Source organism: Carboxylicivirga caseinilyticus (assembly GCF_050589785.1).
GTDB lineage: Bacteria > Bacteroidota > Bacteroidia > Bacteroidales > Marinilabiliaceae > Carboxylicivirga > Carboxylicivirga caseinilyticus.
Map to the genome: position 1 here is coordinate 115290 of NZ_JBNGOX010000002.1, position 23083 is coordinate 138372.

The 23083-nt window shown below is 37.5% G+C and carries 16 protein-coding genes; 13 read left to right on the plus strand and 3 right to left on the minus strand.

Annotated elements, in window-relative coordinates; translation table 11 throughout:
- The first annotated feature begins 191 nt into the window (after nucleotides 1–191).
- From ACRD62_RS01635 to queG, 9 genes are all read left to right on the plus strand, one after another.
- Nucleotides 192–635 carry a group III truncated hemoglobin gene (locus ACRD62_RS01635; RefSeq protein ID WP_430818375.1) on the plus strand — a complete coding sequence of 148 codons (444 nt, stop codon included), beginning with the start codon at nucleotides 192–194 and terminating at the stop codon, nucleotides 633–635.
- A gap of 214 nt (nucleotides 636–849) precedes the next feature.
- Nucleotides 850–2298 carry a Fe-S cluster assembly protein SufB gene (gene sufB / locus ACRD62_RS01640; protein ID WP_430818376.1) on the plus strand — a complete coding sequence of 483 codons (1449 nt, stop codon included), beginning with the start codon at nucleotides 850–852 and terminating at the stop codon, nucleotides 2296–2298.
- 44 nt (nucleotides 2299–2342) lie between these two features.
- Entirely contained in the window at nucleotides 2343–3095 is a 753-nt protein-coding gene (sufC, locus tag ACRD62_RS01645) for a Fe-S cluster assembly ATPase SufC (protein WP_430818377.1), read from the plus strand.
- Between the two features lie 101 nt (nucleotides 3096–3196).
- Nucleotides 3197–4585, plus strand: coding sequence for a Fe-S cluster assembly protein SufD (gene sufD, locus ACRD62_RS01650; protein WP_430818378.1), 1389 nt, complete (start codon nucleotides 3197–3199; stop codon nucleotides 4583–4585).
- A gap of 77 nt (nucleotides 4586–4662) precedes the next feature.
- Entirely contained in the window at nucleotides 4663–5883 is a 1221-nt protein-coding gene (locus tag ACRD62_RS01655; RefSeq protein ID WP_430818379.1) for an aminotransferase class V-fold PLP-dependent enzyme, read from the plus strand.
- 79 nt (nucleotides 5884–5962) lie between these two features.
- Complete coding sequence (locus tag ACRD62_RS01660; RefSeq protein WP_321405648.1) at nucleotides 5963–6385, plus strand: SufE family protein; 423 nt, start codon at nucleotides 5963–5965, stop codon at nucleotides 6383–6385.
- A gap of 40 nt (nucleotides 6386–6425) precedes the next feature.
- Nucleotides 6426–6743: an SUF system Fe-S cluster assembly protein gene (locus ACRD62_RS01665; protein WP_430818380.1), complete on the plus strand. Its 318-nt coding sequence runs from the start codon at nucleotides 6426–6428 to the stop codon at nucleotides 6741–6743.
- 2 nt (nucleotides 6744–6745) lie between these two features.
- Nucleotides 6746–7198: a hypothetical protein gene (locus ACRD62_RS01670; protein ID WP_430818381.1), complete on the plus strand. Its 453-nt coding sequence runs from the start codon at nucleotides 6746–6748 to the stop codon at nucleotides 7196–7198.
- A gap of 13 nt (nucleotides 7199–7211) precedes the next feature.
- A complete protein-coding gene (queG, locus tag ACRD62_RS01675) occupies nucleotides 7212–8144 on the plus strand; it encodes a tRNA epoxyqueuosine(34) reductase QueG (protein WP_430818382.1) in 933 nt (310 codons plus the stop codon).
- Between the two features lie 71 nt (nucleotides 8145–8215).
- Here queG and ACRD62_RS01680 read toward each other — a convergent pair whose 3' ends face one another.
- The 3 genes from ACRD62_RS01680 to ACRD62_RS01690 all read right to left on the minus strand — a co-directional run bounded on the left by ACRD62_RS01680 (nucleotide 8216) and on the right by ACRD62_RS01690 (nucleotide 17517).
- Nucleotides 8216–9448, minus strand: coding sequence for an acetate/propionate family kinase (locus tag ACRD62_RS01680; RefSeq protein WP_430818383.1), 1233 nt, complete (start codon nucleotides 9446–9448; stop codon nucleotides 8216–8218).
- A 205-nt stretch (nucleotides 9449–9653) separates the two neighbouring features.
- Nucleotides 9654–13370, minus strand: coding sequence for a pectinesterase family protein (locus ACRD62_RS01685; RefSeq protein ID WP_430818384.1), 3717 nt, complete (start codon nucleotides 13368–13370; stop codon nucleotides 9654–9656).
- Between the two features lie 166 nt (nucleotides 13371–13536).
- Nucleotides 13537–17517: a hybrid sensor histidine kinase/response regulator transcription factor gene (locus ACRD62_RS01690; protein WP_430818385.1), complete on the minus strand. Its 3981-nt coding sequence runs from the start codon at nucleotides 17515–17517 to the stop codon at nucleotides 13537–13539.
- A gap of 250 nt (nucleotides 17518–17767) precedes the next feature.
- Between ACRD62_RS01690 and ACRD62_RS01695 the strand changes: the two genes are divergently transcribed.
- The 4 genes from ACRD62_RS01695 to ACRD62_RS01710 all read left to right on the plus strand — a co-directional run bounded on the left by ACRD62_RS01695 (nucleotide 17768) and on the right by ACRD62_RS01710 (nucleotide 22917).
- Nucleotides 17768–19402, plus strand: coding sequence for a glycoside hydrolase family 43 protein (locus tag ACRD62_RS01695; RefSeq protein ID WP_430818386.1), 1635 nt, complete (start codon nucleotides 17768–17770; stop codon nucleotides 19400–19402).
- 86 nt (nucleotides 19403–19488) lie between these two features.
- A complete protein-coding gene (locus ACRD62_RS01700) occupies nucleotides 19489–19695 on the plus strand; it encodes a YgaP family membrane protein (RefSeq protein WP_430818387.1) in 207 nt (68 codons plus the stop codon).
- 183 nt (nucleotides 19696–19878) lie between these two features.
- Nucleotides 19879–22314, plus strand: a complete 2436-nt coding sequence (locus ACRD62_RS01705) for a glycoside hydrolase family 2 TIM barrel-domain containing protein (protein WP_430818388.1) — start codon at nucleotides 19879–19881, stop codon at nucleotides 22312–22314.
- 120 nt (nucleotides 22315–22434) lie between these two features.
- Nucleotides 22435–22917, plus strand: a complete 483-nt coding sequence (locus tag ACRD62_RS01710) for a DUF429 domain-containing protein (RefSeq protein ID WP_430818389.1) — start codon at nucleotides 22435–22437, stop codon at nucleotides 22915–22917.
- Nucleotides 22918–23083 lie beyond the last annotated feature (166 nt).

Here is a 23083-nt window from a genome sequence, read left to right on the forward strand (position 1 = left end):
CAACCAGCCTCAAGCATAACTACTTCGAACAACTTATTTGAAGTTTATCCCAGATTCTTATTCGAACTATCAGATATAATAACTTACTTCATACATCCCAATTTCATGATCAATTAAAGCTTTACAACGAACTGCCTTCGACAAAAGAAAACAAAAAACAATATTGACTGTTTCTCCGATAAAAACATAGTATGATGAATAAGCCAGACTTAAATAACAGAGATAACATTGAAAAACAAGTCAGAGCTTTTTATAAAAAAGTTCGTAAAGATGACTTACTGGGTCCATTCTTTAACCAAACCATCACCAGCGAAGTGGAATGGGAAGAACACTTGTTGTTATTAACATCTTTCTGGGAGCTCAATCTTCTGGATGTAAGAGGATTCAATGGCAACCCCGGATTAGCTCATCAAGGTGTTGACAAAGCCTTTAAGCATAGTATTACCACTAATCATTTCGACAGGTGGGTAGCAATTTGGAAAGAAACCATTGATGAACATTTTGAAGGCGAAAAGGCTGAATACGCAAAAATGCGAGCCACCAACATGGCAAAAGGGATGTACAAAAAAGTAATTGACAAACGCCCCGGAGGGTTTATAATTCCGGGTGGAGCTTCGGGATTGTCGTTTGGTTAAGCATCACAGACCCAATTTACAAAAATGTAGCATCCTACCGAATTGTCAAATTTTGATTAAGGTGGGAATCTGTCACTCAATCCTTTTATTTAATCTTAATAATTTAATATTTTTACGAACTCAATCACCTATATCCTTGTTTCCGATAAGAGAGCTAACGATGAACTAATACAAGTATCCATTGTTAGACTGACGAATAATTGTAAAAGAATTTATGGCTGAAGATCAGAACAAAATATTAGACGAAGTTACAGGAGGCGAATACAAATACGGTTTCTACACCGATATTGAAATGGATACCATTCCGAAAGGATTAACAGAAGATGTGATCCGAATGATTTCGGCGAAAAAGAATGAACCCGAATACATGCTGGAATTCCGTTTAAAAGCTTTTGAGAAATGGCAAAAAATGGAAATGCCGGATTGGGCTCATCTCAATATTCCTGAGATTGATTTTCAGGACATCATCTATTATGCTGCTCCAAAGAAAAAACCACAATTGGAAAGCATGGATGATGTAGATCCGGAATTAAGAGCAACTTTCGATAAACTGGGTATTCCTCTTGATGAACAAAAAATATTATCAGGCGTAGCTGTTGATGCTGTAATAGACAGTGTTTCTGTTAAAACCACTTTTAAAGAAACTTTAGCAGAAAAAGGTATTATCTTCTGCTCCATCAGCGAAGCCGTGCATGAGTTTCCCGACTTGGTAAAGAAATATCTGGGAACAGTGGTTACCGATTCAGACAACTTTTTTGCAGCCTTGAATTCAGCGGTTTTTACCGATGGTTCATTTGTATATATTCCTAAAGGAGTTCGCTGCCCGATGGAGTTATCAACTTACTTCCGAATCAATGCAATGAATACCGGGCAATTTGAGAGAACCCTGATTGTTGCTGATGATGACAGCTATGTAAGTTATCTGGAAGGATGTACAGCACCTCAGCGAGATGAAAATCAGCTTCATGCTGCCATTGTGGAGATTGTAGCCAATGAGCGTGCTGAAGTAAAATATTCAACAGTACAAAACTGGTATCCCGGCGATAAAGAAGGTAAAGGAGGTATTTATAACTTTGTTACCAAAAGAGCCATTTGCAAAGGCGATTACTCAAAAGTTTCATGGACTCAGGTTGAAACAGGATCGGCCATTACATGGAAGTATCCAAGCTGTATCTTACAGGGAGACCATTCTGTTGGTGAGTTTTATTCAGTTGCTGTTACCAATAATTATCAGCAAGCCGATACCGGAACCAAAATGATTCACCTTGGTAAAAACACCCGAAGTCTGATTGTATCTAAAGGTGTTTCGGCAGGTAAAAGTCAAAACTCATATCGTGGCTTGGTAAAAGTTTCAAAAAGAGCAGATAACGCAAGAAACTTCAGTCAGTGTGATTCATTGTTATTAGGTGACAGGTGTGGCGCACATACCTTCCCTTACCTGGAAATCGCAAATAACTCAGCCAAAGTGGAACACGAAGCCACCACATCAAAAATTGGTGAAGACCAGATATTTTATTGCAACCAAAGAGGATTAAGCACCGAAGATGCTGTTGGGCTGATAGTTAATGGTTACGTTAAGGAAGTAATCAACCAGTTACCAATGGAGTTTGCCGTTGAGGCACAAAAACTTCTTCAGATAAGCCTGGAAGGAAGTGTAGGATAACCCAAAATAATTAATCAAAATAGCAACTTATACAGTTTCAACATATGTTAGTCATAAAAGATTTACACGCCAAGATAGAAGATAAAGAAATACTGAGAGGTATTAATCTGGAAGTTAAGCCAGGTGAAGTTCATGCCATTATGGGACCTAACGGTGCCGGGAAAAGTACCCTATCATCAGTATTGGCAGGTAACGAGAAATTTGAAGTTAGTGAAGGAAGTGTTTCATTCAATGATAAAGAATTACTGGAGTTATCTCCTGAAGACAGAGCTCGTGAAGGTTTATTCTTAAGTTTCCAGTATCCAATTGAGATACCTGGGGTTAGTATGGTTAACTTTATGCGTACTGCTGTTAACGAGCACAGAAAATACAGAGGCGAAGATCCGATTTCAGCCAGCGAGTTTTTGAAGCTAATGCGTGACAAAAAGAAATTGGTTGAAATTGATTCAAACCTTACCAACCGTTCAGTGAACGAAGGTTTCTCCGGTGGTGAAAAGAAAAAGAATGAAATTTTCCAGATGGCAATGCTTGAACCTAAATTGGCAATCCTGGATGAGACTGACTCAGGTTTGGATATTGATGCTTTGCGTGTTGTGGCCAATGGAGTTAATAAGTTAAAATCACCAGAAAGATCCACTATCGTCATTACACACTATCAGCGTTTATTAGATTACATCGTACCCGACTATGTGCATGTATTGTATAAAGGTCGCATCGTAAAGTCAGCCGGTAAAGAGCTAGCGCTGGAACTGGAAGAAAAAGGTTACGACTGGATTAAGAAAGAATTTGAAGATTAATTAGTAAGGAGTACAGAGCAAAAGGTAGTTTGAACTGGAACCTTTTAAAGTTTATAATCTTGATACTTTGTACTTGATACTCACTACTAAATTATTTTAATATGAATGTAGCTTGCCGAATAGTAAATCTGCAAGAAGAATATATAAAACTCTTCAACGATCAAAAGTCATTGTTGCAAAGTGGTGCACCAAAAAAAATGAACTCTTTGCGTGATGATGCTTTAAAAATCTTTGAAGAAAAAGGTATTCCTTCCAATAAAGTTGAGGCCTATAAATACACTAATCTTCAACCCTATTTCAAAGGAAGTTTGAATGTAGCATTCACCAATGATGCTGCTCATAACGATATTACACAGCATTTTCATTGCGAAGTACCCCAGCTGAATACATACAATGTATTTTTAGTAAACGGATGGTTTTCGGCTAAAGACAGTGACCTGAATCTTCCGGATGGTGTTATTGTTTGCAGTATGCAGGAAGCCGAACAAAAAGCACCCGACGTTTTTGAAAAATATTATGGAGAAACAGCTCCGATGAAAGAGGACAGCCTGGTTGCAATGAATACTGCTTTTGCTCAGGACGGTGCCTTTATTTATGTACCAAAAGGAGTTGTGCTTGATAAACCAATTCAGTTGGTTAATATAATGACCGGTGATGAAGATCGATTGGCATTTCAACGCAACCTGATTGTAGTTGACGAAAATGCTCAATTAAAGGTAATGCTTTGCGATCACACCATGTCGTCACAAAGATTTGTGATCAATACCGTTACTGAAGTTTTTGCAAAAGAAAACAGTGTTTTTGATGTTTACAACGTGCAAAACCAACACAACCTTACCACACAGGTTCAGGGTATTTATGTACATCAAAAGAAAAATTCCAACATATTAACCAATAATCTGACGCTTCATGCAGGCATTGCCCGTAACAACGTTAATGTTACCATGGACGATGACCATTGCGAAAGTCATGTTTACGGATTGTACCTGAGTGATAAAAACCAGCACGTCGATAATTCAACCTTTATCAATCATGCCAAGCCTGATTGCCAGAGCTTCGAGCTATTTAAAGGTGTGATGGATGATTCGGCTACGGGTGCATTCTCAGGAAGAGTTTATGTTGCTCAGGATGCTCAAAGAACCAATGCGTATCAAAGCAACAACAATCTGTTGTTAACCGACAATGCAAAAATTAACAGTAAGCCTCAATTGGAGATTTATGCCGATGACGTTAAATGTAGTCACGGTGCTACTGTTGGACAGTTGGATGACGAAGCTATGTTTTACCTTCGTGCACGTGGTATTAACAAGGAAGAAGGTCGCATCTTATTAATGTTTGCATTTGCTTACGAGGTTATTGAGAAAATTCGGGTTGAACCTTTAAAAGAACAAATCAGAGGGTTGGTTGAAAAACGTTTCAGAGGCGAATTTGACAAATGCGATTCTTGCGTAGTTTGCGGACAGCCAGGCTCCAATGCCAGCTGTTTGTAGCAACTCATTTATAATATAGCGGGGCAAAAGTAAATACCAGACTTTACTTTCCCCGTTTTCTTTTTTAACAGACAAAAATGAGCATAGACATTCAAAAAATACGAAAAGACTTCCCTATTCTGGATCAAACCGTTTATGGAAAACCGTTGGCATACTTTGATAATGCTGCAACAGCACACAAACCGCTTCAGGTTATTAATGCCATTGATGAAGTCTATACAAAATACAATAGCAACATTCACCGAGGAGTGCATCATTTAAGTAATGTATGTACTCAGGCCTTTGAAGATGCCCGTATTAAAGTGCAACATTTTTTGAATGCCCCCAATGCTCACGAAGTAATATTTACCCGCGGAACAACAGAGGCAATTAATCTGATTGCATCCTCGTTTGGTGAAACCTTTTTAAATAAAGGGGATGAAATTATTGTTTCTCAACTGGAGCATCACAGTAATATTGTTCCTTGGCAATTACTGGAAAAACGTAAAGGAATAGTTCTTAAAGTGATTCCTATCAATGACGCCGGAGAATTAATGCTTGACGCTCTGGAAGAGTTGATGAGTGATAAAACCAAACTAATATCGGTTGCTCATATTTCCAATGCCTTAGGCACCATCAATCCGATCAAAACCATCATTGACAAAGCCCATGCACGTAATATTCCGGTTATGATTGACGGAGCCCAGGCTGTGCAACATGTAAAAGTGGATGTTCAGGCTTTGGATTGCGATTTCTATGTTTTCAGCGGTCATAAAATTTATGGTCCAACTGGAATTGGTGCTTTGTATGGTAAAGAAAAATGGCTGAACCAAATGGAACCCTATCAGGGAGGTGGTGAAATGATTCAAACCGTTTCGTTTGAAGGAACAACCTTTAACGAATTACCATTTAAGTTTGAAGCCGGCACACCTGATTACAGTGGTGCAGTAGGATTAGCAGCTGCCATTGACTATGTGAATGAGATTGGTTTGGAAAATATTGCTGCCTATGAACATGAACTACATGATTATGCTCTGGAGAAGTTAGCTGCTATTCCTAATATGAGATTTTTTGGAACAGCTAAAGAAAAAGCAAGTGTAATTTCCTTTATGGTTGGTAATATTCATCCTTTTGATATGGGTACCTTGCTTGATAAAATGGGCATTGCAGTAAGAACCGGTCATCATTGTGCGCAGCCACTGATGCAACGGTATAATATCCCGGGTACAGTTCGCGCATCTTTTGCCGTTTACAATACCAAAGAGGAAATAGACCGATTAATTGAAGGCGTCATCAAGGTGAGTCAACTTTTTGGTTGATTCGTTGAAAAATACCAACTTTGCCAGATGTTAAGAAATTGCTCTGTTGAGCAAACAGATCCACACAAAAAGTAAGACAATGACCATTAACGAGATACAGGAAGAGATTGTTGAAGAGTTTTCAGTATTTGATGACTGGATGGATAAATATTCGTATCTGATTGAAATCGGTAACGACCTTGACGGTTTTCAGGAAGAGAACCGTTTGGATAACAACCTGATTGAAGGATGCCAGTCTAAAGTGTGGTTACATGCCGAACTAACAGACGGAAAGATATTTTATACTGCAGACAGCGATGCGATTATTGTAAAAGGCATCGTTGCTTTACTTGTAAAAGTAATGAGTGGTCGTACTCCGGATGAAATTCTGGAAAGCGAATTGACTTTTGTTGAAAAAATAGGTTTGAAAGAGCATCTTTCACCTACCCGCTCAAATGGTTTGGTTGCTATGATTAAACAAATACGTTTATATGCATTGGCTTTTAAAGCTAAACAAGCCTAAACCAATAAGCTTTACGACTGTTTAATGAGAAAGGATAGACATGGGAACTGAATTTTTACAATTAGAAAGCCAAATAATCGAAGTATTAAAAAACGTCTTCGATCCTGAAATACCTGTAAACATTTACGATTTAGGTTTGATTTACGAGATTGATGTTGACGAAGAAGGCAAAGCCCGAATCGTTATGACATTGACTTCACCCAACTGTCCGGTAGCTGAATCAATGCCGGAAGAAGTGCATGATAAGGTATCGGCTATTGAAGGTATCTCACATGTAGATCTGAACCTTACTTTTGATCCACCCTGGACCAAAGACATGCTTTCGGAAGAGGCTCTTCTTGAACTTGGTTTACTTTAAAAATGAACGAAATACATTTTGATTTAATACGTCGCTATCCCCGCAATATGTTCCGTATTGTCATGGGAGTTTTATTGCTAGGCTCGGTCGCTTATTTTCTCATTAAGCAGGTTGAGTTTTTTACCTTAACACACCTTCTTATTTTCACTTTAGGCGGTCTTTACTACTTATTGATGGGATTAGGCATTAATCCATTAACAGTTTGGGGAAAGGCATACATCAGTGTTAACTCAAACACCGTTGCTGTAAAACCAACGATATTTGCAAAAGCCAATTCATTTGAATGGTCAAATATTAAAGAGGTTCAGATAAAAGTGATGGACATCCGCTTTTTATTCAATCAGGGCGAACCTTATGAATTAGAATTCGGAAAGCTGGATGATGAAGAACGAGTTAAGGAGTTGAAACATACAATTATTGCCATAAGTAAAAAAAAAGGTATTAAATTGGGGTAAATCTACACCACCAATGCATAAAACTCTTTCGTCTAAACAACTTATCATAAACGAAGCTCTTCGCTTAGGTTTTTCTGATATTGGTTTTTCTACCGTAGAACATCTTGCCGAAAACGAAATTCATTTGAAAGAATGGCTCGACAATGGTTTTCATGCCGGGATGAGTTACATGGAAAACCATTTTGAAAAAAGGATTAATCCGGCCTTGTTGGTTGAAGGATCCACAACAGTTGTATCGGTCCTGCTTAATTATAAACCTAAGTTAGAACAATCAGATCCTGAAGCTCCTAAACTAGCTCGCTATGCATATGGCAAGGACTATCACTTTGTGATAAAAGACAAGCTTCAGTTGCTTTTCGATTATATCAAATCAGATATTTATCCAGATCTGGAAGGGCGCATGTTTACTGACTCTGCTCCTGTTCTGGATCGTGCATGGGCGGTAAATTCCGGATTAGGCTGGATTGGAAAGAATACGAATCTGATTCATAAAAAACTAGGTAGTTTCGTTCTGATTGGTGAACTGATCATCAACATGGAGATTGAGCCTGACACCCCTATTAAGGAGGCTTGCGGAGGCTGTACCCGCTGTATTGATGCCTGCCCTACTAAAGCATTGATAGGTCCCTATCAGTTGGATTCAAACAAGTGTATCTCCTATCTTACTATTGAACATCGCGAAGAAATACCTGAAGAATTCAAAGGGAAATTTGAGAATTGGGCCTTCGGATGTGATATTTGCCAGGAAGCCTGTCCCTGGAACTGGAAAGCACGTCCCACATCAGAAAATGAATTTCAACCTCATCCAGATTTACTGCAAATGACCAATGACCAATGGCATAACCTTGATGAAGATCGCTTTACCGAACTCTTTCGAAAATCGGCAGTAAAGCGAACCAAATACAAAGGACTAAAGAGGAATCTTGACTTTTTAAAAAAGAAATAGCGGACTGGCTGAAAACCTAATCCGCTAAATATTATGCTTAAACAACAGGATGTACCTGCAATATCTTCATACTAATTTACAGCAGCTTTCTCTAATACTTTCACTGTGTCAATTGCAATTACCTGCTCTTCGTTGGTTGGAACCACCATTACTTTTAATTTAGATTCAGGAGTACTTAATACCTGTAGCATTCCTCTCACACCATCGTTTGCATTTTTATCAAAAGTAAAACCTAAAAATTCCAAACCAGTGCAGATCTCTTCCCTCGACTCTGGTCCATTCTCGCCAACTCCGCCGGTAAAGATCAATAAATCAACCCCTCCCATTTCACCAGCAAAGGCTCCAATATAACGTTTAACCCTCATATGATACATGTCTAAAGCCAAAGTTGCCCTTGGGTTCTTCTTTTTCCATGATTCTTCTTCAATATCACGCATATCTGATGAAATTCCTGAAATACCCAGCATTCCACTCTTTCTGTTTAACAGCTCATTGGCTCCTTTCATATCAAGGTTTTCTTTTTCCATCAGAAACAACAAAGCGCCCACATCAAGATTACCTACGCGGGTTCCCATAATTAATCCTTCAACAGGAGTAAAACCCATTGAAGTATCAAACGATTTACCATTTTTGATAGCAGCTATAGAGGCTCCGTTTCCTAAATGACAGGTCACAATATTTATTTTATCCATTTCAAGCCCTAAATGCTCACACGCTTTCTCTGCCACATATTTATGACTGGTGCCATGAAAACCATATCGGCGTAATTTATGCTTGGTATAATATTCATAAGGAATGGCATAAAGAAAATTCTCTGGTGGCATGCTTTGATGAAAAGAAGTATCGAAAACAGCTACCTGTGGTACTTTTGGCAGAAGTTTCTGCATGGCATCAATACCCGCAATATGTGCAGGGTTATGAAGTGGAGCCAACTCACTTAGTTTATTAATCCTCTGCTTAACAACATCATCAATTAATACACTTTTACTAAAATACTCTCCACCATGAGCCACACGATGTCCGATTGCCTGAATATCCAAAACATCTTCAATTACTCCATATGCCCGGTTAACCAATGAATCCATAATCAGGGTTATACCTGCTTCATGATCCGGAATTTGATTAGTGAATTTATATTTCTTAAACTCTCCGTCTATAAGTGGCTTATGTGTTGAAGAACCTTTTTTTTGCCCAATGCGCTCAACAGCTCCAATGGCCATTACCACCGGATCATCAATATTTTTCATATCTATCAATTGATACTTAATTGATGAACTACCACAATTTAAAACCAATACAATCATAAAACTACGCTGCTTTTAAGGATATTTTAACTTTTTTACATTTAATTAACTCCAATGATACATTAAAAAAATGACATACTAGCAAATAATTTACAAACGATTACGTGATATAAATCAATTACTTTCGTCAGGATGTTCATATATAAAATAAGGCCACCTTCCATTCCGGAAAGGCAGCCTTATTGCAATTACAACAACCTTTTTTTTATTTAATTATCATCTTTTTTGTTAGTACTTCGCCACTGGCTTTTAATGAATAGAAATACAGACCACTACTTAAACCATCTACTGATATATTTAACTCATGATTACCTGCACTTTGATATCCATCTTTAATTGCTTTTACTATTCCCCCTGTTGAGTTATAGATAGTGAGAACCACATCGGCAGATTCTTCTAATTGGTATGCAATAATTGTATTACCAGAAGCTGGATTTGGAACATTTTGCTTTAATGTAAGACTGCCTTTTTCTTTAACAGTAACACCTGTTGAGGGATCGTCTGCAATTAAAGCAGGAATAGGATCCCAATCGTCACCTCCTTTGGTAAAATTAAAGGTAGTAATATCAGAATCATCCAATAAAACAGGCGTAGTTAAAACAGTTGACCAGGTTGCTCTACTACCGGAATTATCTTCTCCTGACGCTTCAATTGTTCCATACTCATACATATAAGTCGACTCGCCACCCAAAGTACTGTTCCATCCAACAGGTACTATTAACGACTGACCAGTGAATGATGGATTTGTTGTAGCATTGATGGTAGTATTATAGAAAACAACTTCACTGGTTGTTGGCGCCCATGGACGTCCAAAATAACCGGGTTTAGATTCATTGGCTGAAGCTGTTTCTGTACTTAAATCAGCTGATTTAACAGTACACTCATACATCAGATAACCTCTTCCACTTGTCTGCTGTGCAGCTGTAATATAAGCCACATCATTACTATCATCACTGGTATTTAAAACCAGATTCGACTTATAAAAGACTGCAATCATTCCACCAAAAATATAATCGGTTGCTCCCATCATATCACCTTTGTAAACAACTACTCTGGCATCTTTCGAACCATAGAATGAATCCTGACGACCAATTACTCTACAGCCTACCATTACAGTTTTATCACCACCGGATGTAATAGCAATAGCAGCTGCCCGTTCAACAAATGACTTGTTCTGAACATCTGTACTACCCACCTGAGTTGGTCGTGTACCTTTTCCTCCAACTGTCCATTCCACAACAACATCTTCAGATTCTTTTAGAGAGATGTATTGATTGTAAGAATTTTCGAAAATGATATTTTTTGCAGTAAAATTACTGGCATTAACAACAACTGTTGCATTCCAGTAAGAACCATTTGTTGTGCCTGAACCGGCATTCTCATAAGATAAATACCCATTCTCTTTATTAACTCTTAGCACATCAGCATTCCATTTCTGATCGGAACCCATACTATAATAGTTGTATCCATGACCATAATAAGAAGTGATACGAACAGCATTGACATCAATATCAACACCTTTATTCATTAGGGCAATGCTTGGAGTAGCTGAAGCGTTCTCCAAAGAAATATTAGGTTGATTAATCACCAACATCTCTTCATAATTACCCGGATCTATCATCACTGTTACCTTTTGATCGGCAGTGCGATTCATTTTGGTGATATAATCCAAAGCTCCGTTTATTGTTTGAAAATCTTTATCGACACCAACTGTTATCACATCAGTATAATCAACAACCTCAACAACAGCAATAGATGTAAGGTAAGTAGTTGTGATGGTTGCAGTCGATCCAATAGTGATAGTTACAAAACCATCTTCAGTTCCTTCATATAAATATTCAGCAGTTTCAATAATACTGGTACTTTTGCTTTCGGTTGAATATACTGTACCTTCAATATCAAACTGAGCTGTATAATAATAAGAAACAAGCACCTTATTACCTGGTGATACAGGAACACTGATCACAGCTCCATCTTTTCCTAATAGATGACTTTTTTCTGCCTGATTAGAAATTGTGCCTGTTCCACTAAATAACAATCCGAAGTATGAGGTAGCACCACTTGCAATAGCTTTCTCATTAAAATCCCACATTGTTACCTGTTCAAAAGAAAGTGTTTTATCAGCCACTGCCCCAGCAACCGTTAAATTGGAAGTTAGTGATAATTTTACCGCATAATCATCAATTCCATCTGCACTAATTTGATAGGTTCCATCTCGTAACTGAATGGTTTCTCCGGCAGCAAATGAATACGAATAACCTACCTCATACAGATTGGTAAATGTTAAACCTAATACAGAAACGGCTTCACTGGACAATCCTTCTGTTGTAATGATAATATCATAAACAGGTTTTGCTGTGAAAGTAATATCTGATGTTCCGTCTTCGGTAACTGTAATAGTACTAGATCCAATAATGTAATCATTTACACCATTTGCAGTAATGGTATATTCGCAGGCTGGTTCCAGAATAACTGAATAAGTTGCATTGTTTACATCAATAGACACTTCAGGCACATACACTTTGTTTTGAGCCGGATCTGGGGTATAAACCAATTCAAGATTAGCAATCTTATCTCCCAAACCAGTAATAGTACCAGTCACAGTATTTAAAGCAATTTGTTCAACAACCATATCAACTGTTGCAGCACTTGTAACGTCAATCGACTGAGCACTTGTAATGATATAACCATTGGCATCAGATAGCGAAAGGTTGTAGGTGTGACCTGCAGGTAAATCAACAGAATATGACTGGGCGTCAACAATAGCTGTCCATGCTTTACCTGTTACCGAGTTAGTAAATACAATTCCATAACCATTAGGAATACTTGCAGCACTTGTTTCATCAACTGAACCAGAAATGGTTACAAAATCAGCATTTTTACGGTACACACGAAATACACTTAATTTATCTGTTTCATCATATAAACGATAAACACCTGCCTGTCCTGCAATAAAATTGTATTCGGCTGCAGCATTTGTTAATGATTGCTGATCTTTTTGAATGGTAACATCCTCTTCAGTTACAAATGTAAGAGTACCTGTGCCGTTTTGAGATAAAGCCACCACAGTTATTTCATCATCCTCGGCAAGTTCAATCGTAAAATAACGGGTTATAGGAAGACCATTGGCATCCAACGAAACTGTACCATTAGCATAAACACGACCTGTATAAACATCACTGCTTACATTTGAATCGTAACGTGTTAGATTCACATTACTGGTACGTAAACGATCAGATGTTTCATTTCCTTCCCACGATAATACATCTGCTGTAAAATCAGGTAGCGTTAACCCTGCAGTTCCGGCAGCAACGCCATCATACCATGCGTTAATAGCATCAACATCCAAAACGTTTGTATAAGTATCGGTACTTAGTTGCTCAGCACCAAAATCCCAAACCTGTGTCATCCCATTCAAACCAGGTAAAGCATCTTCATTGGTGATAGTTAAATAATGAATATAAACTGATCCGCCAGCTGTTAAAGTTCCGGTAATAGTCTGAGCCGATCCATTAAAAACATAAGTACTAAGATCCCCGTCAGTTGCTCCTGCCACATTTTTTAAACTTGCTGAAATTGTAGCTAAAGTTGTTCCGGACTGATCTTTCAATTCGAGGGTTGCACCTTCGGCACTATATACACAAATACTAAATGAAATAGTTGCCTTATTGGCAACCTGCATACTAAATACATTTTGATCTTTAAACTGACCTCCATGCGTCCCATCGTTAAACTTAAAAGCACTACCTGTACCTTTATCAATAGTTAAGGCTCCATCACTTGATGACACATTATCTAATGATGTTCCGTCTGTTGGCAAAATACTACCATCTCTAAAGTCATAAGTAGTAGTACCCATTATTTGACCATAGCTTGAGTAAGCTATAAATGCCATTAATAGAAGTAAAAATGTTTTTTTCATTGTATGGATTTAATTAAACTTGATTTTTCAAATCCTAACTTATTACATCTTTACTATCATTATATAAATGTAGGTTGCATAGATTTCAATGCAAGTTGCATGGATGATTTACCCACACTAATAAGAAGAAGTAACGACTAAGAAATTACTCTTTTATCAAAATATCTTATTTCACCTGAGATGGTGAATAGCCATACTTATTTTTAAATACGGTACTAAAAGAGGCAGGACTCTTGAAACCGGTGCGGTAAGCAGTATCACTCACTGTCAGACCGTCTTCCTGTAATAAACGAATTGCTTCTGCAAGTCGTAAGTTATAAATGTACTCGGTTGGAGTCTGATTTAAAATAGCTTTTATTTTACGATTCAACTGTGTTCGGCTAAAACCTACATCACCAGCCAACTGTTCAACACCATAGTCAGGCTCTGAAAGATTAGACATCATGGCTGCTTTTAACTTCTTAACAAATACCTGATCATATTTTGACAATCCTGAATTATGAGACGGAATCACACCATTTATTAATGATTGTTGAATATTCTTACGAAGCTGCAACAAGCCCTTTATTCTAATCTCCAGATAATCGAGACTAAAAGGCTTTGGAATATATTCATCTGCTCCATGTTTCATACCCATTATCTTTGAATCCTGATCACTTTCGCTGGTAAGCATTATAACTGGAACATGACATGTAGCCGGCATTTGTTTTAATTGAGAACATAGTTCAAAGCCATCGAGTACAGGCATAACAACATCGGTAATTATTAAATCCGGAATATTCTCAACTGCTGAATCAAGTCCTTCCTGACCATTTGTAGCAGTCAGGATTTGATATTTTCCTGACAGATTCTCTTTTAAAAATGAAAGTAAATCTTCATTATCGTCAACTATTAGAACAGATGCTCCTGTTGAACTGCTCATATCAGATTCTTCAGAGCTATTACTTTCCTTATAAGTGGAAGTTACCGGGTGCCCAACAATCGGTTTTGCTTTTACAGTATTATGACCATCAACCAACATTGGAATATAAAACGAAAAGGTACTACCAACACCTAATTTACTTTCACAATGAATAAATCCATCGTGCAACTCTATCAAGGCTTTTGCAAGGCTAAGACCAATACCGGCTCCCAATCCTTTACTGTTACTTTGATAAAACCTTGAGAAGATCTGCCTAACCTCATCTTCTGTCATTCCTGATCCATTATCTGAAATGCTGACACTAATATAGTTGTTACTTAAGTTTCGTTTTGAAAAGCCTGTTGATATAATATGCTCATCCAATTCATCTGAGCTAATCGTCTTTATTAATATATGAATACTGCCACCCTCACGAGAATACTTTACACTATTCATCAGAAGGTTGTTCAGAACCTTTATGATTTTATCTTCATCGAAAAGTATATCTCCCTGATCAACTTCAGAAGTATAGCTCAACACAATCCGCTTACTTTGAACAAGCTCCTGAAATTCCTGAATAGTAATGAGTACCGTATCTTCTATATTACCATATTTAGGTCTATAATCCCCTGTTGATGACTGAACCTTCCTATAAAGTAATAATTCACCAATCAAATTTTGTAGATGATGCATCTGCTTTGTAATAACATCAGCATATCTTTGCGTTTCTATATTCTGAGACATCTTTGCCAATAGCTTTTCCAGCGGTGCCAGAATTAATGTCAATGGCGTTTGAAATTCGTGAATAACATTTGTAAAAAACTGGATTTTAGCAGTTTCAAGATCAATCGTTCGTTGCAACTCTTCCTTCGTCTGTTTCACCTGTCTTTTTAACTTAATCTGAGCACCTATTATTCGTATCGAAATAAAAACTACAACACCAAAAAACAAAGCATAAAGCAAATAGGCCCAAACCGTTGCATAGTAAGGTTTGTGGATTATTACATTAATTACAACAGGTGTCTCGCTCCAATCATTCTGATAATTTGTAGCTTCCACAATAAATTGATATTCACCAGGATTCAGATTGGTATAATGAGCAACTGTATATTCAGTTGGTCCTTGCCATTCTTCATCGAATCCTAACAATTTATATCGATATTTATTTCGGGATGCAATTGCATAATCCAACAGTGCAAAATTGAATGTCAATTGATTTTGCAGGTAGTTCAATTCTAAAGAATGATTACCGGATAGATTGCGATTCACTTCCTCCCCACCAGCCATTACGGAAGTCACCATCAAAGGAGATTCTTTCGAAATCTTTTTTATTCTATCAGGATAAAAACAAATTAATCCATCATAATAACCTAATGCCAATTGCCCGTTTCTTAATTTTAAAGCAGACCGGGGTTCAAAAACTGATGTTGGTAAACCATATTCCTGATTAAAATTCTCAACCGAAAAATCCAGAATATTAAACTTGACAAGGCCCATATCAGTCCCCAACCAAATATTATTATTGTTATCGGGAAGAATATTATAAATGGCATTGGAAGCCATCCCATTCTGTTTTAAAAAAACCATCACTGTATCGTTCTTCAAATCCAGGCAATTTAATCCCTGCGATCGGGTTCCAATCCAAATCCGCTGACGAACATCTTCATAAAAAGCTCTGATACTATTATCGCTTAGTGGAAGATCAGAGTTGGTTGAGTAATGAATTAAACTGTCCTTTTCCGGCAGGTATCGATACAGTCCATCAAACATAGTTCCTAACCAAAGTGATCCGTCTTTTGTAGTTTGGATAATTCCAGCTTGCACTTCGGAATTGAAAAAACCATCGTGCTTTACAGAGTGGAAACGTACCAATTGTTTTACCTTTTCATCATAAATAAAAAGTCCTTTGGAAGTTGCCACCCAAACATTACCAGCTGCATCGCCTCCAAAAGTCCAAACAGATTTAACCGGATGAAATTCCAGACTGCTGAATTTCGTATCTGTAATCAACACACCTGTTTCAGATCCAATCCATAGGCGTTTCTTATTATCGAAATATAGGGCTTCTATCCTTCTAACCTGATCAAAAGGCATATTACCCGGATGAACAAACTTAGGTACTTTCGAACCTTTTGAAATTTTAAATAAACCTTCGGTCCGTGTCCCCAACCATAAGGCACTGTCTCCATCTTCACAAATTGACATCACAAAAAGATTCTTTTCAGGATGTGTTATAGATACTCCCTCGAACAACTGTAAACGCTGATCATATATAAATAAACCATCGTATTTGGAAGCAACCCAAACATTATGATTGCGATCTTCAATCATATCCGTGATTGTTCCGGTTTTTAATCCGTTAACTTTGATTGTGCCTGTAAACTGATACTGATCATCCAGATCCTTTTCATCAACACAAACTAGGCCATATTGCATGGTTGCCACCCACCATCGATCATTAGAATCAATAAAAAGCTTGCGGATACCAACTTTACCATCATTATATAAATTCTTTTGATGAATTTGAACCTGATGAATCAATCCCGACTCATTTTCAAGCACAAAAACTCCTTTGGATGAGCCTAAAACGATAAAGCCTGACCTGATATCAAGGGAAATAATATCGAGATGTGAAGTTGATTTTATACGTTTTACATTTCCTTCTTTTTGAATAAATAATCCTTGAGTAGACCCGATGAGAACCTCATCATTATTTATCTTCAAGCATCTGACCCTAACAGAACCGTTCCCCGGCAATTTCAATTTAGATGGAATTGTAACGGAATCAGACATCATGTAGTAACCACTGTTTGTTCCAATCAACATGTCTCCAGCCTGATTCTCCATCAAAGCATTTACTTTTTCATTGTTTTCTGTCAGAAAATGTTGAATGAATTCTCCCGAAGAATCAAACAAATCTAATCCTCCAGTTGTACCAACCCAAAGTCTGCCTTTTTTATCCTCGGTAACAACATTAACAAAATTATTGGTGAGTGGCCTTTCAGAATTATTCTGATGAGCAAAATGAAGAATATTAACTCCATCGTACCGATACAAACCCGAAGCTTCAATACCAAACCATATATATCCAAAACTATCTTCGTAAAGACAGCTTACGATGGAACCAGGTAATCCTTTTTCAGAGAATAACTGTTGCAGCTTAATCTCTCTGTTACTTGCAAGGCTAGAGAAACCAAGCAGTATAAAAAACAACCAGGTAATAAATCGTTGAAAAAAAAGATACATATCAAATAAAAGTAATCGTTTGAAGTTACCTAATATTAAGAAGAAATGCACTAAAAATAATTCTAAACAAACAACACAATCCAATCATAACCATCTATATATGTATCAATTAGATAACGCAACATTAAAACTAGCTGAACATTTGACTACCCATAAACATCTATTCAGCCCCTTAATACAATCTTCAAAATCAAATTGATATTTCTGATTTTATTAACTTGCCAATACTGCAAATCACAACTCAAATTCAATGAAAAAGGCCATTCTGTTATTAATGATAATGACTTTTGGATTTCTTATCCAAACAATTTCTCAGAATCAAAATTCATCTGTCTGGACATCTGATCTTGGCAATGGCAAATATAAAAATCCAATTATTTATGCTGATTATTCCGATCCTGATGTAATCAGGGTGGGCGACGATTATTATATGACCAGCTCAAGCTTCAGCAACTTCCCCGGTTTACCAATACTTCATTCAAAAGATTTGGTTAACTGGAAACTTATTGCACATGCAGCTATTCAATACCCTGACGATTCATTTAACAAGCCACAACATGGCAATGCCATTTGGGCTCCAAGCATCCGTTATCACAACAATGAATTCTATATCTATTTTGGAGATCCGGATAGGGGAGTATTTATGACCAAGGCAAAAAAGGCAGAAGGGCCATGGGAACCTCTTCGCCTCATAAAAAAAGTAACCGGTTGGATTGACTGTTGTCCTTTATGGGATGATGATGGAAAAACGTATTTGGTTCACGCCTTTGCTAACAGCCGTAGTGGCATTAAAAGTCTTCTGGCGGTATGTCCCATGAACGAAGAAGGTACCGAGGTATTGGAGACAAGCACTATTGTTTTTAATGGACAAAAAGATTACCCAACTATTGAAGGTCCCAAATTCTATAAGAGAAACGGATATTACTACATTTTTGCACCGGCAGGTGGAGTAAAACCTGGTTGGCAAACAGTTCTGCGATCAAAAAATGTTTACGGCCCTTACGAGGATAAAATTGTTTTAGAACAAGGAAGTACAAACATTAACGGACCTCATCAGGGTGGTTGGGTTACAACACAAACCGGCGAAGACTGGTTCATACATTTTCAAGATCGATATGCTTACGGCAGAGTGGTACATCTCAATCCGATGAAATGGGAAAATGACTGGCCACAAATGGGGGTTGATTACGATGCAAATGGAATAGGTGAGCCTGTAACAGAATATACCAAACCGAATATTGGTGCCTCTTATCCGTTAATGACACCTCAAACCAGCGACACCTTTGAATCAACACAATTAGGCTTGCAATGGCAATGGAACAGTAATTTCAATAGCAACTGGTATAGTCTGACAGAAAATCCAGGATGGCTCCGATTGTTTCCTGAAGAAGTCTCAGAGACAATGAATTTATGGGATATTGGCAGATTGTTATTACAGAAAACACCAGCGCCCAAATTCTCCGCATCAACCCAATTAAAATTTATAGCCAACAATGTAAAAGAGAAAGCAGGACTCGTAGTTTTTGGCATGGATTACTCTTATATCGCACTTGAAAAAACTACCGATGGATATCAAATAACACAAACCAAATGCTTTGACGCCAACAAAGGTAAATCCGAAACCCTGGTTGAAGCCGTTCCATTTAAAAGCAATTCGGTTTATTTAAAAGTTGAAGTTCATCCTGAAGACCCATCTTCTATTATTCCTGTAGTAATTTGCAAATTCAGTTATAGCAGTGATGGTAAAAAATTCATACCCTTTGGAGAACCATTTATTGCTAAAGAAGGTCGTTGGGTAGGTGCAAAAGTGGGCGTATTTTCAACATCACCCGATAACAACTCTTCCAACTATACCGATTTTGATTGGTTTAAAATAGAAAAATAAGATAACTAACTTAATTTAAACAATTTAAATTTTAATCTGTTGAACAGGCATAATTCATTTTTAGATCATCTAATAAAATTAAGAGTATGAAAAAGAATATGGGATCAGCAGATAAAATTGTAAGATTTATTATTGCTGCAGCAATTGCCGTTTTATATCTGACTAATGTAATTACAGGCACACTGGGAACAGTATTACTTATACTAGCTATTGTATTTTTACTAACCAGCCTGATAAGTTTTTGTCCTTTGTATTTACCATTCAGTATTAATACCCGACCAAAAGATAAATAATTTACCAATGTAATAATTCAACACAGGTCGCTTAAGTAGGCGACCTGTGTCTGTTTATATAGCTGATTTGGGACAAATGAACAAAAATATGTACCAAATCAACCAATTTCTCCATTTGATCTTTGAGGAAAGTATTATATTTTGCCCGTTCAAAATCATACTTTTTAAAGAAGAATTGACAAGATGAAATCTATATCATTAGTAACTTTATTTCTTACGATAACTGCTTTCACAGCAACATCATTCAGCCAAACACGCCAAACAATTGATTTTAAAAGCGATTGGAAGTTTCACAAGGGCGATGTTGAAAATGCCAATGAAACAAATTTTGATGATGCCCAATGGCAATCAGTTTCTGTACCTCACGATTGGGCAATTTATGGCCCATTCGATAAAGAAGTAGATAAACAAACTGTGAAAATTGTTCAGAACAACGAAAAAGTTGCTACCGAGAAAACCGGTCGTACCGGAGCATTACCTTTCATTGGTGTTGGATGGTATCGCAAAACTTTTACCCTCGATGTTCTGACATCCAATAAAAAAGTGTTGCTTGCATTTGACGGAGCCATGAGTAATTCCAAAGTATACGTAAATGGTGAATTAGTGGGAGGATGGCCCTTTGGTTATAATTACTTCTATTTCGACATAACTGACTACATTAAAAAAGACGAACAGAATACTTTGGCTGTGCGTCTTGAGAATTATCCCTTCTCTTCAAGATGGTATCCCGGAGCAGGATTATATCGAAAAGTTCAATTAATAGTAAAAGATGCAACCAGCTTTCAACATTGGGGACATTTTATAACCACACCATATATTTCTGATGATCTGGCCAAAGTAACTATCCAATCAAAGGTTAATGGTGAGAATGTCAGAATAGAAACTATTATCAAAGATGCTAAGGGCAATCAGGTTGCTACAAGCAAAACAGATGCCCGTTTTGGAGATGAATTGGAACAAAATATTCCTGTTAAAAAACCAAATCTTTGGAGTCCTGAGAATCCATATTTATACACAGCTGAACTTAATCTATTTGAAGGTGATGAATTAAAAGACAGCGAAACTATTCGTTTTGGTATCAGAAAAATTGAATATAGTCGCGAGAAAGGATTTTTGTTGAATGATGTACCTACCAAATTCAAAGGTGTTTGTCTGCATCACGATTTAGGGCCTATTGGAACAGCCATCAATAAATCGGCTCTTCGTCGCCAGTTAACGATACTTAAAGATTTAGGATGTAATGCCATTCGTTCATCTCACAATATGCCATCCATTGAACAACTTGAACTTTGCGATGAAATGGGATTCCTGTTTCTGGCTGAGAGCTTCGATGAGTGGAAAAAACCAAAAATCAAAAATGGCTACAACCTGTATTTTGATGAATGGGCTGAAAAAGACGTGGTAAATCTGGTTCATGCAACACGTAATCACCCATGCATTGTCATGTGGAGTTCAGGAAACGAAGTACCTGATCAATGGGGATCGGATGGAGTGAAACGTGCCAAGTGGTTGCAGGATATCTTCCACCGCGAAGATCCAACCCGCCCTGTTACCGTTGGTATGGACCAGGTAAAAGCTGTAATGGAATCAGGCTTCGGTGCCATCATGGATATTCCAGGATTGAATTATCGTGTTCACCTGTATGATGAAGCCTACAAACGCTTCCCGCAAGGTTTTATTCTTGGTTCCGAAACTGCTTCAACGGTTAGTTCGCGTGGTGTTTATAAATTTCCTGTAGTTAAAGGACCGGATAAAAAATACGACGATTACCAATCTTCCTCATATGATCTTGAATACTGTAACTGGTCAAATATACCTGAAGATGATTTTGTTCTGCAGGATGACAAAGACTGGGTATTAGGTGAATTTGTATGGACCGGCTTTGACTATCTGGGCGAACCAACACCTTACGATAATTATTGGCCGTCGCGCAGTTCATATTTTGGCATTTGTGACTTAGCCGGATTACCCAAAGACAGATATTATTTATATCGCAGTCGTTGGAACACCAATGAAACAACTTTACATATCCTTCCCCACTGGAACTGGGAAGGTCGCGAAGGCGAAATCACTCCAGTGTTTGTTTACACCAGTTACAAAAGTGCAGAACTATTTGTAAATGGGAAAAGTCAGGGCGTTCGTACAAAAAATGATTCAACCAAACTGGATCGATACCGTCTAATGTGGATGGATGTTAAGTATGAACCGGGGACCCTTAAAGTGGTTGCTTTTGATGATAATGGTAAAATAGCCGAAGAAAAAGAAATAAAAACGGCTGGCAAACCTTATCAGTTAGTTTTGGATGCTGACAAAAAGGTGCTTGCTGCCAATGGAGAGGACTTGAGTTATGTTACCGTATCGGTTGTTGATAAAGACGGTATACCTTGTCCGTTAGCACAAAACCAATTGAAGTTTAAAGTAAGTGGCGATGCAAGCTATCGCGCAGCTTGTAACGGTGATGCAACATCGTTGGAAATGTTCCATCAACCAACCATGAAACTATTTAATGGTAAACTGGTTGTTTTGGTTCAGTCGGGTGGTAATAAAGCAGGTAGCGCTAAACTAACTGTTAGTGGTAAAGGTTTAAAAAGCGCCAGCACACAAATTGAAATTAAATAAATGAACATCGCTGGAGTTGATGGATGCCGTTTCGGTTGGATCGTTGCTTATTATGCCAACGATAAATTCAACATCGAAATCTTTTCATCCATCAACCAGATGATGTAAAGCATACCTCCCATGGAGCGTATCTTAATTGATATGCCCATGGGTTTATCAACTCCAGGATTTCCCAGAACTATTGATGCTACTTTAAGAAAACAACTCCCAAAACGTGGATCCACTGTTTTTAATGTACCCTGTAAGGCTGCAGTTTATGAGAATGACTTTAATAAAGCCAAACAGTTGAATATTGAAACAGAAGGTAAAAGTTTGTCGATACAAACTCTCAACATCAAGTATAAAATTAAAGAGCTGGATGAATATCTGACACAAGACGAAACTGAAACGAAATTTATTGAAAGTCATCCCGAACTTTGTTTTAACAACCTTAATAAAGGTATTTTACTTTCTAAAAAATCAACACCACAAGGGCTAACTGAACGCCTTGAAATCCTTCAAAAATGGGATAGTAACATCATACCTGTCTATCAAAAAGCCTTTCAACAGTTCAAACGAAAAGATGTAAAGTCTGATGACATTGTGGATGCTCTATGTCTGTGACTGGTTAATAAGTTAGGATATGAAGACAAGCTGAGTTTTATAAGGGATGAAAATTCACACTCGGAAGATGGAGTATTGTATAGGATTGCTTATTATAGTATTTAGTCATAAGGCAGCAGGCAGAAGTTTGAAATAAAAGCGACTAGCTATTAGCCTTTAGCTACTA